The following is a 16,174-nucleotide window of genomic DNA, read 5'->3' as shown; positions in this document are numbered from 1 at the left end:
TATATTTAAGTGCAGTGAGTTTTATCAAGTTCTAGAAAATCAACGTCGAATCAATATTTATTTTTTAGGACAGGATGATCAAAATATTATAAGCGAATGTTTTCATGAAGAAAATACAGTATTTAAAGGGCACTTCTCAAATGATAAAAGTTCATTGACTTTTTTAAAGGAATTGGTTGAGAAGAGAGAGGTCAAATATCATGTTTTGATTGAAAATGTGGATGGTGTAGGTGAAGAACTAGCTGGTTTGCTAGCTAGTTTTGACGAAGTCATTAGTTATAAAAAATTAGTCCAGGAATTTATTAGTAATTTTGTGAGTCGGAAATATTATAGTAATTATGACTATTACTATTTATCTAAGAATATGAAGAAAAATACGGATTCAGAAATTTTAGCAGCAGGATCGTCTTATTCAATGTTTGGGCTTAGTGAAAGTGGTTTTAGTAAAAGTGTTCTGAATTTGTCTCTTGCTTCTCAGGATCTTTATTATAGTCATAAAATCGTAAAAGAGGCCTTAAAGTATAGTCGAAATATTAAATACTGTATTATAGGTATGTCCTACTACAGTTTTCACTTTGATTTATCCAGAAGTAAAAAAGAAGCTGAAAAAAGGATTAACAGGGTTTATTATCCTATTTTTAAGGATTCCCACCATTTCGAAGTAATTGATAGTGCCACCTCAACTGATATGAATTTTGATGATAACAACCTAAGCTTTTTATATCATATTATATTCAATAAAATAAAATTAGACCAAACTATTGTTGATGCAGTAATTGTACACGATTCATACTTTAATAATAATATTAACAGAGAATTGTTCAGCTTACTCGGAAATATTAGATTAGAGGACATGGAGCTGTTGCAAAAGATAGAAGTAGGTCAACAAAGAGCAGAACAACATAATCAATTATTAGTCCATAATGAAACTGTAAAAGAGAATACTAATGTTTTGGAAAATCTCATCAATTATTTAAGCGAAGAAAGGATAACTCCTATCGTTGTGGTGTTCCCTGCGACGGAATATTACCAAAACTTTTTTGATCCCGAATTTAAGGATGTTTTCTATGAAGTTATGAATAGTCTGGCTAATACACACAAGTTTAAGTTAGTCGATTTATTTGATTCAGATGACTTTGTTGAATCTGATTTTTTAGATATGGACCACCTTAATGAAAAGGGAGCTGTTAAAGTTACTAATATGCTGAATAGAGTATTAGATAGTCTTTAATATACTATTATAGTTTTATATTCTTCACAATATACTCTAAACAACCGATAAAATAATAAATAGGCCATCGGAGGTTGGAAGAATGAATCTACAATTTTCGGTTTCAACGAATCAGATGAGTGGACAGGCGAACGGTGTGTCTCAAAGTAGTGAAGGTTTCACTACTGGTAACAAAACAACTGAATCATTAGTAACTGCTATAAAAAGTGGGTCAGCTTTAACTAAATTGGAGCAGCAGGGGGTTGCTATTCCTCTTGGAGAAGAGCAGCTTATTCGTGCTATAGACCGCGCGGTCAAAGCTCTTCAGGGACCTACAACTACGTTGGAAATGAGTGTGCATGAAAAAACACACCAGATCTTGGTCAAAGTCCTCAATAAAGACACAGGAGAATTGATTCGGGAGATTCCTCCTGAAAAGACGCTTGATTTAGTAGCAAAGATGATGGAGATTGCAGGAATTCTCATAGATGAAAAAGTATAAGGAGGCAATTAGATGCGTATAAATGGTTTTTCAGGAATGGATATAGATAGCATGGTTACATCTTTAATGACTGCCAAGAAAACCCCGTTAAACAAGCTGAATCAGCAGAAGCAGACATTAGAGTGGACGCGTGATAGCTACCGTGAGTTAAATACTAAAATCGTACAATTTAGAGACAAACTATCCAGCATGAGTAAGTCAGAGGCAATGAACACTCAGAAGGCAACATTAACTGGTAATACAACGGCTATTAAAGCGGAAGCTAATGCTGACGCAAGCTCTACACCTATGTCTGTAGTTGTTAACAAGTTAGCAACAAAATCCAATATGCAAACCTCTACAGGCCTACGTACGGCTGGGAGCAGCACTGCAGATGCTACTAAGAATACAACATTGGAGCAAATTGCAGGTGGCAGTGCGTCAGATACTTATGAGTTAAATATTAATGACAAAACAATCACGTTTCTGAAAACTGATACAATATCTGCAGTGATGGGCCGCATCAATTCAGAAGGGGCGAATGTAACAGCGACTTTTGATGAAATCAGTGGTAAGTTCTCCATTACAGCTAAAGATTATGGGGATAAAAATAATATTAAATTAACTGGTGCTGATAAGCAGGTTAAAAGCAGTACGCTTATGGATTTATTCCAAATTAGTTCTACAGATGTAAAGGCGGCTGAAAAAGGGGAAGTTATAGTAACGAATACTGCAGATTCGAGTTCCAAAACTTATAATCCTGATAACAATTCCCTTGTCGTTAATGGAGTGTCGCTGACTCTGTTAGAGACTACTGGAACTACTGGACCAGCTAAAATCACAACCCAGTCAGATCCAACAAAAGCTATGGAGACCATTAAATCTTTTGTGGATACTTATAATGACCTACTAAGTACATTTAATACGAAACTAAGTGAACAAAAGTATCGCGATTTTCCTCCACTGACAGCCGATCAAAGGAAAGACATGAAGGAAGATGAAATTAAGCAGTGGGAAGAAAAGGCAAAAAGTGGTCTCCTCAAAAATGATTCAATTTTAAGTTCTGCTGTCTCTTCAATGCGTATGACTATTTCCAGTAAATTAGGCGGTTTGAGTGCGGTTGGTATTACAACAGGCCAATACTACGAGAATGGGAAATTACAAATTAATGAAGAGAAGCTGAAGGCAGCTTTGACAACAGATCCTGATAAGGTTATGAATATATTCAAAGGGTCCTCTGCTGATGTAGACAGCAAGCCCATCTTTAGCGAGTTGAGAAGTAAGCTTGATACTACGTTAGACATGTTTGTAAAAAAAGCAGGTACATCAAAATTCGATACAAATGCTAGTATGACCTTAAAGGCTGACAGTATAATGGGAAAGCAGCTTAAGAACTATAACAGCGATATTAAAGAGATGACCCAAAAACTCGCTGATGCTGAAACACGCTATTACAAGCAGTTTTCGGCTATGGAAAAGGCTATGAGCAAGTACCAGTCGCAGTCGTCCAGTTTGACAAGCTTTTTACAATAGTCTAGAAAAGGGTGATTCGTTTGACCTCATCTCCTTATGAAAAGTATAAACAGTCTTCGGTGCAGACCTCTACGCCAGGGCAGCTCATTATTATGTTATATGACGGTGCTATTCGCTTTGTAAAGGCAGGTCTGGAAGGGATATCATCTAATGATATTGCTAAAGCAAACATAAACCTGGGCAAAGCACAAAGTATTATTAGTGAGTTAATGTCTACTTTAAACTACTCGTATGATATTTCCAAAAATTTATATGCTTTATATGAGTATATGAATTATTTATTGATTCAAACGAATATCAAGAAAAAGATTGAGTCAGGTGAAGAAGTGCTGGGTTATCTGCAAGAATTACGTGAAACTTGGATTGCAGTGAACAAGCTAACGGCAGGTATGTCATTGTCAACGGAACAGTAAGCTATGATCAATGAAGTTTTATCCCAATTGGAGCAACTAACCCAACAATTCATACTTCGACTGAATGAGACAAATTACGAGGAAGTTGAGATTTTTGTCGAAGTTCGTCAAATGAAGGTGGATCAATTGGTAAATGCCTTGGAAAATTTACCGATGACAGAAGAACAAAAAATGAAGTTAGAGTCTATTCTAAGCTATGATGCGTTAATTGATCAGCGTATGCAATCGTTAAAACAGGAAGCCCAAAATTGGCTTGTTCAAAGAAATATAGCCAAATCGCAACGCAATGCTTATGAATCTAACTATACGCCTGATAGCTTTCTGATGGATCGTAGAAAATAAATTCTAGAAGCTCTCGTCTAACACGCTTTATTATGTGGACGAGAGCTTCTTTAACAATTAAATAGTTTCTAAATAAAGAAAAGAACCCTCAAAAGCAAAAAGATCTATCAATTTATCGTTTCAGACTCTAAAATGTAGTTTAAAACATGATTAGTAAGTCTGCTCTAGTTCAAGTTCTAAAGATCAAGGAACAAAGTTGTTGACTATTTACCCATTGTATTATATATGGAATAACTATACATGAAAACATTATCAATTCCAATTGACAATGGATAACTTTGGGTGGTATAGTCAAAAATGTGGGCGAGAGCTTCACTTCATTTGATGACGAAGGGAATGTTAGTGCATGCAAGGTAAAGTAAAATGGTTTAACGCAGAAAAAGGTTATGGTTTCATCGAAACGGCTGACGGCGGCGACGTATTTGTACATTTTTCCGCAATTCAAACAGAAGGCTTCAAAACACTTGAAGAAGGACAAGACGTGGAGTTCGACATCGTCGAAGGCGCACGTGGACCACAAGCCGCTAACGTAACCAAATTATAATCATCCCCGGCATAGCCGACCTACATAATTGGTAAGATGGTTAGCAATGGATAACGCGCTAGCAACTGCCCTGGAATATATTCCAGGGCTTTTTTATGTTTTCTACATACATAAAAGAGCCCCTTACACGGTGGTAAGGGGCTCAACATAACAGAACCTTTACTCTAGAGAACCGTCAAAGTCAGCCATCTCCACAAAAATGGTATTGGAGGAGGCAGATTGTTTCTCTACGCGTCCGTCTGGATAACGGAATTGATAGCGCAGGATGGCCTGGGCGATCAAGTACGCGCGGAGTGCAGATTCGATATCGAAGGAGAAGACGATGACGGCTTTATGGTCAGGATCAAGCTGGCCTAACGGGATACCTTGGAGCAGATTAGGATGCGGAATTGGCACAGAGTTCACGGTGACGGTTCTCAGTACAAGGAAATCTTCGGCTGAGAATGGTGCTGTGAGCAATAGCTCCTCCAGCGGAGTGTTGCCGATGTTTTCCACCTGGGCGGTGAAGGACAGGGTATCTTCTTGCCCGACACGCAGAGCGCTGGAGCTAAGTGTAAGTTTAGGAATGGCTGCAATGACGGCCACGCCTACAGTGTTGGTTTGAGCGGTTTCCTGCAGGGTCTCTCCACCACTACGACGCGAGGTATATTCGATGGTGGCCTGGTTGCTAAATGTACCATCTGCAGGTGCTTCACGGATTTGTGCCTGGAGCGTAAGGGTGAGCGTCTCTCCTGGTGCAATATCCGGGAGCGTAATACCAGTGCCAGGATTTGCGCCTGGCTGTGCTTTTTCTTGGATAGTCAGGCTGTTGGGTACATAAACAAGTCCATGCGGCAACGGGTCCGTGAACAACGGATACTGCGCCGAGATTCCCCCTTTATTTGTGATCTGAATGGTGAAGGTCAGTGTGTCTCCTACAGAGGCGTCATGGGTGTTCACCTGTTTCACTAATTCGAGCAGTGGGAATACCACTGGGATCGTCACGGTATTTGTAGTCAATGTGCCTGGTACGATTCTTCCTCCAGGCAATGTAAATGAGTAGGTAAAGGCAGCTTGATTTACGATGTAGCCAGATGGTGGTGTCTCGGATACGTTTACCTGATAAGTCAGGGTCAATGACTGACCGGGTTCCACAGAACCTAGACTAACTCCGACAGCAGGATCGGCTTCTGCCAACGATTGACCGTCCAGCTGGATGCTGCCAGGAATGTATAGGGTTCCGGCAGGAATAAAATTCTGCAGAATAACTTCTGAAGTAATGTTGCCAAAGTTATGGAGCAGTACCGTGTAGGTCAGGGTTTCTCCTGTTAGGGCCTCCTTATTTTCTGTGGAGATGTTTGCGGAAAGTTGCGGATCGAAAACAGCTACAGTCACGGTATTGCTGGTGACCTCGCTCGCACCGCCACTATCAGCATACTGAAGTCGCACATTATTATTTAGACGTCCTCCGACCGGCAGAGATTGAACATTTACGGTGAAGGATACGTTAATTGTCTGTCCCACCTGTAAGCTGCCGATAAAGAGTGGTTCACCCGGCTTGCTAGAGGCAGATGGAGAACCGTTAATTTTCAAGCTGTCCGGATTTATGATGGTGCCACTTGGTACGTAATCGGCTAACACGATGTCGGTAACGATGGAACCTCCATCATTAACAAGGGTCAGCTGATAAGGCACAGCATCACCCAATGCGACAGTAGATACCGTCGTGTGCAGCACAGCTGACAAGGCTCCTTGATCGGCAGCGACTACTTTAACCGAGACGGAAGGCGAAGTGCTCTCCTGATCTAGGCTCCGTCCATCTGGTAACTGGTAGGAGTAAGTCAGCGAAGCTTGATTCTCTAGTAAGCCCGACTCAGGGACACGAACGACAAGTGCGGAGAAGACAGTGGTCGTTTTTTCTCCTGGTGCAATAGCGCCTAGCGTAATACCTTGTTCTGGACTGGCACCATATTGAGCCACTCCATTAACCGAAACAGAGCCGGGAACAAAGGAGAGATCAGGTGGCAATAAGTCAACCAACAAGCCGAAGGCCCCAATATTTCCGGTGTTTTCCGCGATGATGGAATAGGTGACGCTTTGACCCGGATGTGCGATCTCTGTATTGGTTAATTTCGTAAGGTTCACTACAGGCTGGAGTATAGCAACCGTCACAGGATTGGACAAAATGGCACTCGATTCTTCACCATTTGTGAGCAACAAGCGGGCCTGGTTGGTACGCGGTCCCGGCTGTTCGGTAGCTGCGATACGGACTTCAAAGGATATAAGGGTCTTGGTATTCGCTTCTAATGAAGGCAACGGTATGCCATCACTAGGATCGATTCCAGCCACGGTAGACCCGTTAATCTGAACTGAGTCTGTAATAAACTCGATATCCTCTGGCAATGTATCCAGCAAACGGGCATTTTGCACGGTGTCCGCATCCTCGTTATGAATCACGAGTTCATACGTCAGGGTATCGCCAGTAGTGGCGAAAGGTGAGCTTACGCTTTTACTTAAGGTGATATCTAGCGGTGACACGGCAACCTCAACGATGTTGGATAAATGGAATCCGCCAGCCTCTCGGCCATCTGGAGCATTAAAGCGATAGCCTACCTCAGCCTGATCTACCAGTAGTACAGCTGTAGGGATGGAGGATACCAGCACTTGGAAAGTAACGGTTGCCGATTGTCCTGGTGCTATAGCTGGAGTCGGGATGCCGGAAACTGGGCTTGCACCAGGAGCAGCGATGCCGTTAATCGTCACTGTATTTGGAAGAAATACGGAGCCGTCTGGAATATTGTCACTTACCGTAGTTGAGGCAGCAATGTTTCCGGTGTTGGATACGACAATCGTGTAGGTGATGATGTCACCTATGGTGGCATTGTTGGTGCTGCTTGTTTTGACTGCTGTCAGGATCGGCTGGAAGACTGGAATAGTCACCACATTAGATGTTGAGCTGCCGGTAAATGCCCCGCTGGTAAAGCTAACTGATGCCTGATTGGTTAATTGTGCAGGTGCGGGTAAGAAATCAACTCGAACCTGGAATGTAACGGTAGTAACGGCTCCAGGAATGAGTGTACCGATGGCAATACCGAATCCCGGATTTCCATCAGGGAAGGAGGTTCCGTTTATAGTAACACTGCCATTCACAAAGGAGCTTCCCGCCGCAATGATATCTGAAACCACTATATTATTGGCAGTACTGATTCCATTGTTGGAGACAGCCAAGGTATAGGTGATGATATCGCCGACAATGGCGTCCGTAGCTGCTGTTCCTTTGACAATGCTCACATCTGGCGAAGATACAGAGATACTAACTGTGTTGGATACAACTGATCCTGATACGGTTCTGCCATCCGGCGGTTGGAAAGTGAATGAGCCTGATGCTTGATCGACCAGTACCTGTGGATTAGGCAGAGCATTGATAACGGTTTGGAAAGTTACGGATACCGTTCCGCCCGGCAGCACAGATCCAACCGGGACGCCCGTTTCGATGGACACACCAGGTTGTGGACTGCCAGCGATACTGACACTGTTGGCAAGGAATGATGATCCGGCAGGGATATTATCACTGATCGTAAGGGCAGCTGCAATATTACCGTTATTCACAGCTGTAATCGTATAGGTTAGTGTATCGCCGACGGAGGCGTTAACAGTGCTCGATGCTTTAGTAAGTGTAATTAACGGCTGGAACACAGGGACGATGAGTGGATCGGAAAAGGCAGTGCCGGTGAACGTTCCGCTGGTAAATGTGACGGATGCAATATCCGTGAGCAGTGGTGGTTGCGGCAAGCTTTGGACAGAAGTTTGGAAACTCACGATAAATGTATTTCCAGGTGCGACGTTTCCAATGACAATTCCAGCAATGGGCGAGGCGTTAGGGAAAGGTACCCCGTCGATAAGGACACTACCCGGAACGAATGAAGTACCTGCTGGGATTGTATCGGTTACAACGGTATCTGTGACGGAATCCACACCGCTATTCGTAATACTCAGTGTATATCTGATCGTATCTCCAACTACAGCGGCTGCCAGACTGGATGTTTTAGTCACCTGAATATTAGGTGCAGACACAGCGACATTAACTGTATTGGATGTGACAGTACCGCTCAGCACTCTACCATCCGGTGGTGAGTACGTAAAGTTCACTTGCCCTTGGTCGGTCAGTATAGACGGAGTTGGCAGAGACGAGACGATGGTTTGGAAACTTACTGTGATACTGCCTGAAGGGGCCAGTGATCCGAGTGTTATGCCTGTAACTGGCGAAGCTCCTGGCACCAGGATGCCGTTAACGACTACGCTGTTAGGTAATAGTTCAGAACCTACAGGAATGTTATCCGACAGAACAGGTAAAACGGCGATATTTCCAGTATTGGTTAACGTCAAGGTGTAGACCAATGTCGATCCGATCTGTGTGTTGATGGTATTAGCGGTTTTGGTCAGGCCGATGATCGGCTGATAAACGGGCAAGGTCACCGGATCGGATTGCGAAGACGAGGTCAACGCACCTGAAGTAAAGCTGACAGTCGCTTGGTTGGTTATTTGCGGCGGCTGAGGCAGACTGGCAACGGAGACCTGGAATGTAACGGCTGCTGAGCCACCTACTGCAATGGTGCCTACAGGGATACCTGAGATTGGTGACGCAGCAGGCACAGATGTGCTATTCACGGTCACACTGCCGGGGACAAAGCTGGTGCCTGGCGGCAGTGGATCAGATACGACGGCATTCACGACTGGGCTGATTCCGTTATTCGTAGCGACCACGGTATAAGTAATGGTATCTCCGACTACGGCAACTGTGGCAGAGGCTGTCTTGATAACGTCCACATCCGGCGAAGAGACGGAGACGGTCACGGCCGGAGATACTGCACTTCCGGTCAGGACACGGCCATCTGGTGGCTGATAGCTGAAAGCAGCGGTCGCCTGATTGACCAGTGTACCCGACGCGGGCAGTGAGGTAATAACTGCCTGGAAGGTCAGTGCGACGGTCGTAGCGGCGCCTATAATACCTAAGGGAATCCCGACGGTTGGATCTGAGCCAGGTGCGGCCGTGCCGTTGATCACTACACTATTAGGGATAAAGGCAGCCCCGGCTGGAATCGGATCAGTAAGGACGGTATCGGCGCCAATGTTCCCAGAGTTAGTAACAGAGAATGTGTAGGTCACAGTATCTCCAACCGTAGCTCTTCCCGTTCCTGCACTTTTTGATACAGTGACGATGGGTTGGTACACAGGGATGGTAACGGGATTGGATACAGAAAATCCATTAAATGCACCTGAAGTAAAACTGACGGTCGCTTCATTAGTAATGGACGCTGGTGACGGCAACGATTGTACGCTAAGCAAGAAGCGAATAGTGGCTCCGCCACCGGCTCCAAGCGTCCCGACAGGAATGCCATTTTGCGGGTTGGCTGTAGCAACAGGAGTGCCATTAATTGTAACGCTGCCCGGTACAAATGCGGTTCCGAAAGGAATGGTATCTGTGACGATTACGCCAGTAACAGGATCGAGTCCGTTATTGAACGCAGTTATGACGTAGGGAACCGAATCACCTACGACAGCGACTGCCACATCAGCAGCCTTCGTGACTGTAACATTCGGTGATGAGATCGGAATGGATACGGGCAAGGCTGCACCGCTGCCGGTCAATGTTCGTCCATCCGGCAGTTGGAACGTGTAGTTCACAGTGGCTTGGTTGGTTAGTATAGAGCCAGGTGGTACCGATATGACCACGGCGCTAAATGAGACGGTTACCGTCGCACCTGGGGCGACCGAACCAATATTAATGCCTGTAATCGGGTCTGCCCCGGGAATAGGCGCACCGTTGACCAACACGCTATTTTGATTCAGGCTAAGCGAGCTGGATAACAGATCAAGCACGACTGTCTCTGCGGGCGCATTGCCTGTATTCGTGACAGTGATGACAAAACCAAGCGTATTCCCTACGGTTGCACGATCTGCGCTCAGAGTATTGGTCACATTCAAAATCGGCTGAAATACAGGCAGGCTAACTTGATTCGAGACGGATTGGCCTGCGAAAGCCCCCGAATTAAAGGAGACCGTTGCCTGATCCGTTGACAAACCTGATGCTGGCAAGGAGGTTACTGTGGCCTGGAAAGTGACCGTTGCCGAGCTGGCAGAAGGGACAGTGCCCACGGACACGCCTGTGGCAATGTTGGCTCCTGGTATAGTGACACCGTTGACTTGTACGGAGTTAGGTACAAAAGTAGTGCCGTCGGCAATCGGGTCGATAAAGACCGTTCCTGTCACCGGTGTGATGCCATTGTTTGCTGCGGTAATGGTGTACGTTATGGTGTCTCCAAAGGCTACAGACGTCTGATTGACTGTTTTGGTCACGGTCACATCTGGATTGGATACAGGAATAAACACCGGATTGGATTGGACGCTTCCGTTTAATGTTCGACCGTCAGGCGGCTGGAAAGTGAATGTGGCCGAACCTTGATTTAACAGCCCCAAGCCTGTAGGGACAGCATTAATGACCACTTGAAAGGTTAAAGCGACAGAGGATCCTGCTGCAATATTTCCGACCACCACACCCGTTTGGGGGTTAGCCCCAGCAACAGGTAAACCATTTACGGTGACGCTGTTGGGTATAAAGGAGGAGCCTGATGGAATGGCATCGGTAAAGGTAGCTGTTGCTGCTAAATTACCTGTATTTTGGGCGGTCAGTGTATAGACAACGGTATCGCCTACGGTTGCTTGACTCATATTAGCAGTTTTAACGAGGTTGATAATAGGTTGGTAAACGGGAACGACAACGGTGTTGGAGAGTGAGGTGAAATTCAGTGTGCCGCTGGTAAAAGAAACCGTGGCCTGGTCACTCAGTTGGGGTGGATCAGGTAGACTGTTAACAGACACGGAAAAGGTGACCGTTGCTGACGCCCCGGCTGCGATAGAACCGACTGGAATCCCGGTCACGGGGCTGGCTGACGGCAGCGTTGTTCCATTTACGATAACGGAGCCAGGAACAAAAGAGGAGCCTGTCGGAATGGTATCAGTCACGCGGACATCTGTTACGATTGCGATCCCACTATTGGTAGCTGTAATCGTATAGGTTATCGTATCACCAGGAACGGCATCAGTTGCCGAGGTGCTTTTACTGACCTGCACATTGGGCGATGAAACAGGAATTGTGACGATATTGGACGAAACATTGCCGTTAACAATCCGGCCATCGGGCGGTTGAAAGGAAAAGCTGATATTCGCCTGGTCGGTGAGTTGGGGAGGTAAAGGCACGGAAGTAATCACCACCTGAAAAGTTGTTTGAGTTGTGGCTCCTGGTGCAATGGAGCCAATAGACAGACCTGTTGCGGGACTGGCACCCGGAGCAGGAGTACCGTTAACGACCACACTGTTCGGCACCAGTGCCGAGCCTGTGGGGATATTGTCTGTTAATGTGGCAGCAGCAGCAATGTTTCCATTGTTGGTCACTGCTACAGAATACGTAACGATATCGCCAACCGTTGCCTGTAGGGGGTCAGCAATTTTACTTACAGTTAGCACTGGAGCATTGACGGCTACTATCACCGGATTAGATACTGAAACACCTGAAAAAGCGCCGCTGGTATAGCTGACACGCGCTTGATTGGTGAGCTGCGGTGGGCTCGGCAATGGAGAGGATACCGTGACCCTGAACGTGATCGTCGCCCCTCCTCCTGGGGCAATGCTCCCAACCGGGATACCTAATGCCGGATCTCCGTTAGCCACTGCGATGCCATTCAGTGTTACGCTGCCCGCAGTGAATTGGGAGCCAGGCGGGATCGGATCGGAAACGACCACATTGTTCACTGCTTGGATACCGTTGTTGAGTACTGTCAGCGTGTATAACACTGAATCGCCTGGAATGGCAGTGGAACGGTCTGCGGTCTTTGAAATGGACACATTTGGCGCAGACACAGGAATGGATAACACGTTGGATGATGAGCTATCTGTTCGCACCCGCCCATCAGGCAGCGTAAAGGAAATGGCGGCGTTGGCCTGGTCTGTCAGCACAGATGGCGTTGGAAGAGAGGTCACTACAGTTTGAAATGTCAGTGTGATCGGGCTTTGCGGTGACACGGTTCCGATAAAAATACCTGCTGCTGGACTGGCTCCCGGCTGACTAACACCATTGATTACCACGCTGTTCTCTATAAAAGTAGACCCGGAAGGAATAGCATCAGTCAGCGTGACAGAAGCATTATAGTTGCCGCTATTTGTGACCGACAAGGTATACAAAATCGTGTCGCCAATCGTAGCTGCTGTTGTGCTTGCAGATTTGGCGACGCTGATACGCGGCTGATAAACGGGCACAGCAACCGTATTCGTCTGGGAGGTTCCGGTAAAGGTGCCACTGGTAAAACTGACACTGGCCGTGTTTTGCAGTGGCTGTACGGACGGGAAGGCATTGACCAGCACGGCATAGGACACTAGAACAGATGCGCCTGCGCTGATGTTGCCGACAGGAATACCGCTTCTGGGGTCAGCCGTGCTCACAGGTGAACCGCCAACGGTTACGCTCCCGGGTACAAATGACACACTACTAGGGAGCGGATCGGTAATCACGGCGTTGGTGATGGGATCAATTCCGTTATTAATGGCATTTACACTGTAGGTTAGCGTTTCGCCTACACTAACGGATGTGAATCCGGCAGACTTGGTTACTGCTACGTTGGGGAGCGATATGGATACGGAAACGATATTTGAAAGAAGTGTGCCCGACAGGGTTCTCCCGTCTTGCAATTGATAGGAATACTGGAGCTGTCCCTGATCGTTTAATCCACCTCCGGGTGGGAGAGAGTCTACTGTGGTGCGAAACGAGACTGTAATTTGTGCTCCAGGATTCACTGTGCCTACTGGAATTCCGGTATTGGGGTTGGCCCCCGGAACCGAAGATCCACCAACAATGACGCTCCCTGGAATAAAGGTGGAGCCTGCCGGTACAGTTTCCGTTAAGGTCGTATTTAACACGGCTGTACCGGTGTTGGCGATGAGAAATGAATAAGTAATCGTTCCACCGACGCTGGCACGGTTGGAGCTTGCGCTTTTAGTAATCGTTGGCGCTGCAATCACGACAGGTATAGCTACAAGATTGGACAACGATGATCCGGTAAAGGCACCGGAGGTAAAGCTGACAGTTGCGCGATTGTTGATTTGCGAGGGAGAAGGCAATGAATTAATGGCTGCTCGAAAAACAACTGTTACCGATGCGCCTGGAGCCAAAGTGCCAATTGGAATCCCGTTTACAGGCGAAGCTGTCGTAGCTGGTGTTCCGTTTACAGTGACGCTGCCGGGTACGAAGGCAACTCCGCTAGGTAGCGGATCAGTCACCACGACATTGGTCACATTTGCAATGCCGTTGTTTGTGGCGGTTATCGTAAACTGAATGGTTTCTCCAACAGCAGCAGCCGCTAAGGAAGAGGCTTTGGTCACGGTCACATTCGGCGAGGATACAGGAATGGTGAGCGTGTTGGATGTGCCGTTTCCATTCAATACACGTCCGTCAGGTGGCGTAAAGGTGTATGTGTAAGTCGCCTGATCTGTCAAGTTGCCAGAGGCAGGAACAGCATTGACGAGGGTCTGGAAGGTCACCGGTATAGTAGACCCCGTATTAATCGTTCCTACTGAAAAGCCAGCAGCAGGATTGGCAGCAGGCACGGAAGAACCGCCAATGGTCACACTGCCCGGAACAAAGGATGAGCCCGCCGGGATGCTCTCTGTAAAGTTGAGATTCGCAGCAATGCTACCCGTGTTGGATATTTGAAACGTGTACGTAATGGTGTCTCCTACTGTAGCAGCCGATGTATTGGCACTTTTAACAATCCCAATAACGGGTTGATAGATCGGTGTACTTGCAGTATTGGACGGAACGCTACCAGAGATGACAGGCCCGCCAGGCACGGTTTGAAAGGAAAAGGCTGCCGATGCTTGATTGCCCAGTTGCGTGTTGGCTGGCAATGAAGTGACTGTTGCTCGGAATGTAATGGTTACCGTCGAAGAAGGAGCTACGCTACCCACTGTAATACCTGTTGCAGGATTGGCTGTGGGCTGCGCAGTGCCCGCGACAATAACGCTGCCGGGTACAAAGGTAGCTCCGGCTGGGATGATATCGGTAAGTACTGTGTTAGACGCGCTGACAAGCCCCGTATTTGAAATGTTAACCGTGTAAGTAACTGTATCGCCAATAACCAACCCCGTAGAGCTAGCAGTTTTGGTTAGGGTCACCAGCGGAGCATTGATATCAATTTGAATGGCATTGGCATTGACGGTATAAATATCGCCATTAGTGGTTAGTTGGAGGACACCGCTGGTTTGGCTGTTTAGCAGTGTGGAGGAGATATCGACGTTGGTAATGTCCCAGCCTTGCCGTCCCCCCGTGACCTGCGTCCCAGGTGTCCCATTCACCGCATTAGTGGTACCGAAGCTCCCTGTCGTGACGAGTGTGCCATCATCCCCGTTAATTTGCGACGCAAAAAAATTAGTCGAAAAATTGTTGGGCCCAGACAGCGCAGTTAAGCTGGACGTGGTAGGTCCAAACAACGCACGATCCCCGGTGATATCCACGTCACCCTCTTGGGCGCTAATTAACGCCCTGCCGCGCAAAGTCCCCTGTACAGGCGTGGCAAACCCGCTCACTACCACGTTGACCGAGCCAGTAGCGCTGCTAACCCCTTCACCGCCTACACGCAGCGATAGGTTACGGAAGGGGAGAGACGGGTTATTGTATACCACTGCCAGTGTCCATCCAGCGTGGTTGGTGTTGGTAGAATCGGGGACCGTAATGGTGCCCGTCACATTTCCGACCGTATACGCTCCTGCGCCGCCTTGAATGACCAGATTTGTTACATTCGCGGTTCTTACATAGGTACTGAGGCTGGTGACGTTGACCGATGTTGCAGATTCAGGACTGACTGTAGTAGATAAAGCAGGGGTCTGAAATGTGACTGGGTTGCTGGTGCTGGACAATACATTGGTACTGCCGTTGGCATAGCTTCCTCCCCAAATAAGCTCAGCATACAGCACTGTACTGCCCGCAGGGAGCACGAGGAATGCTGTCGATGAGTTACTGGCAAAGGCAGAAGTCGTGCCGAATGGATACGTGCCGAAGCGTGAGGCTGTATTGGTTGTGATGAAAGCGCCGATGCTGGTCGCAGTACCCGGCACCCCTACCGAAGCAGAACGTGCCAGCCCGAGTGTATTCCCTATAAAGGTAATAGCCCCGGTCTGGTTCGTTGCATAACGCTGAATAAAAGCCATGGATTAACTTCCTACTTTCCATCTCTTCCCAATTAGTTGTCTTAGGGGGTTTCGTAGAGGAAGAGCCAGCTGGGCTGGGTGTAATGATCCTTTCGTATAAATTGCCTGCATGATAATCAGGTCTTGCATACGGCATAAGTTCCTATACCTGATTCAGCTTGATATGGCCCCCCCTCCTCCTTCGATAAAATAGATTAGCATGAGCTCCAAATAGTGGATCTGTCACGACACCAGCGGAGTAGCTATTTAAATATCTCTTCATTATTCACATATGTATGCGAGCTAAAATTAAACATGACCCTTTTCATAGAATGGCGTTATTGGAAGCGTTTTATCGAATCATGAGGGATTTTGTAAAAATCCGTCGAAATGTTGATAGGTTTTTTTACTTGGCGTTAACATATGTGTTATACTGA

At 46.7% G+C, this 16,174-nt stretch carries 7 protein-coding genes; 6 read left to right on the top strand and 1 reads right to left on the bottom strand.

Annotation, left to right across the window (positions count from 1 at the left end):
* Positions 1 to 205: 205 nt before the first annotated feature.
* The 6 genes from HFD99_RS08710 (at position 206) to HFD99_RS08685 (ending at position 4,523) form a co-directional block, all read left to right on the top strand.
* Entirely contained in the window at positions 206 to 1,231 is a 1,026-nt protein-coding gene (locus tag HFD99_RS08710) for a hypothetical protein (protein WP_167440863.1), read from the top strand.
* Positions 1,232 to 1,313: 82 nt separating this feature from the next.
* On the top strand, positions 1,314 to 1,712 hold the full coding sequence (locus HFD99_RS08705) for a flagellar protein FlaG (protein WP_123797716.1): 399 nt from the start codon (positions 1,314 to 1,316) through the stop codon (positions 1,710 to 1,712).
* A 12-nt stretch (positions 1,713 to 1,724) separates the two neighbouring features.
* Complete coding sequence (fliD, locus tag HFD99_RS08700) at positions 1,725 to 3,224, top strand: flagellar filament capping protein FliD (protein ID WP_123797715.1); 1,500 nt, start codon at positions 1,725 to 1,727, stop codon at positions 3,222 to 3,224.
* Positions 3,225 to 3,244: 20 nt separating this feature from the next.
* A complete protein-coding gene (fliS, locus tag HFD99_RS08695; protein ID WP_123797714.1) occupies positions 3,245 to 3,637 on the top strand; it encodes a flagellar export chaperone FliS in 393 nt (130 codons plus the stop codon).
* A 3-nt stretch (positions 3,638 to 3,640) separates the two neighbouring features.
* Positions 3,641 to 3,979, top strand: coding sequence for a hypothetical protein (locus tag HFD99_RS08690; protein WP_123797713.1), 339 nt, complete (start codon positions 3,641 to 3,643; stop codon positions 3,977 to 3,979).
* 346 nt (positions 3,980 to 4,325) lie between these two features.
* On the top strand, positions 4,326 to 4,523 hold the full coding sequence (locus HFD99_RS08685; protein WP_013373372.1) for a cold shock domain-containing protein: 198 nt from the start codon (positions 4,326 to 4,328) through the stop codon (positions 4,521 to 4,523).
* A gap of 159 nt (positions 4,524 to 4,682) precedes the next feature.
* Here the strand turns inward: HFD99_RS08685 and HFD99_RS08680 are convergent, their stop codons facing one another.
* The gene (locus HFD99_RS08680; RefSeq protein ID WP_123797712.1) at positions 4,683 to 15,758 is read right to left on the bottom strand and encodes a DUF7507 domain-containing protein; all 11,076 of its coding nucleotides are present in this window, start codon (positions 15,756 to 15,758) and stop codon (positions 4,683 to 4,685) included.
* Positions 15,759 to 16,174: the final 416 nt, after the last annotated feature.

The organism is Paenibacillus sp. EKM301P, from assembly GCF_011800295.1.
GTDB classification, from domain to species: Bacteria; Bacillota; Bacilli; order Paenibacillales; family Paenibacillaceae; genus Paenibacillus; species Paenibacillus polymyxa.
Note: the sequence above shows the minus strand (reverse complement) of the source record. Positions and strands in the feature narration are given on the sequence as shown.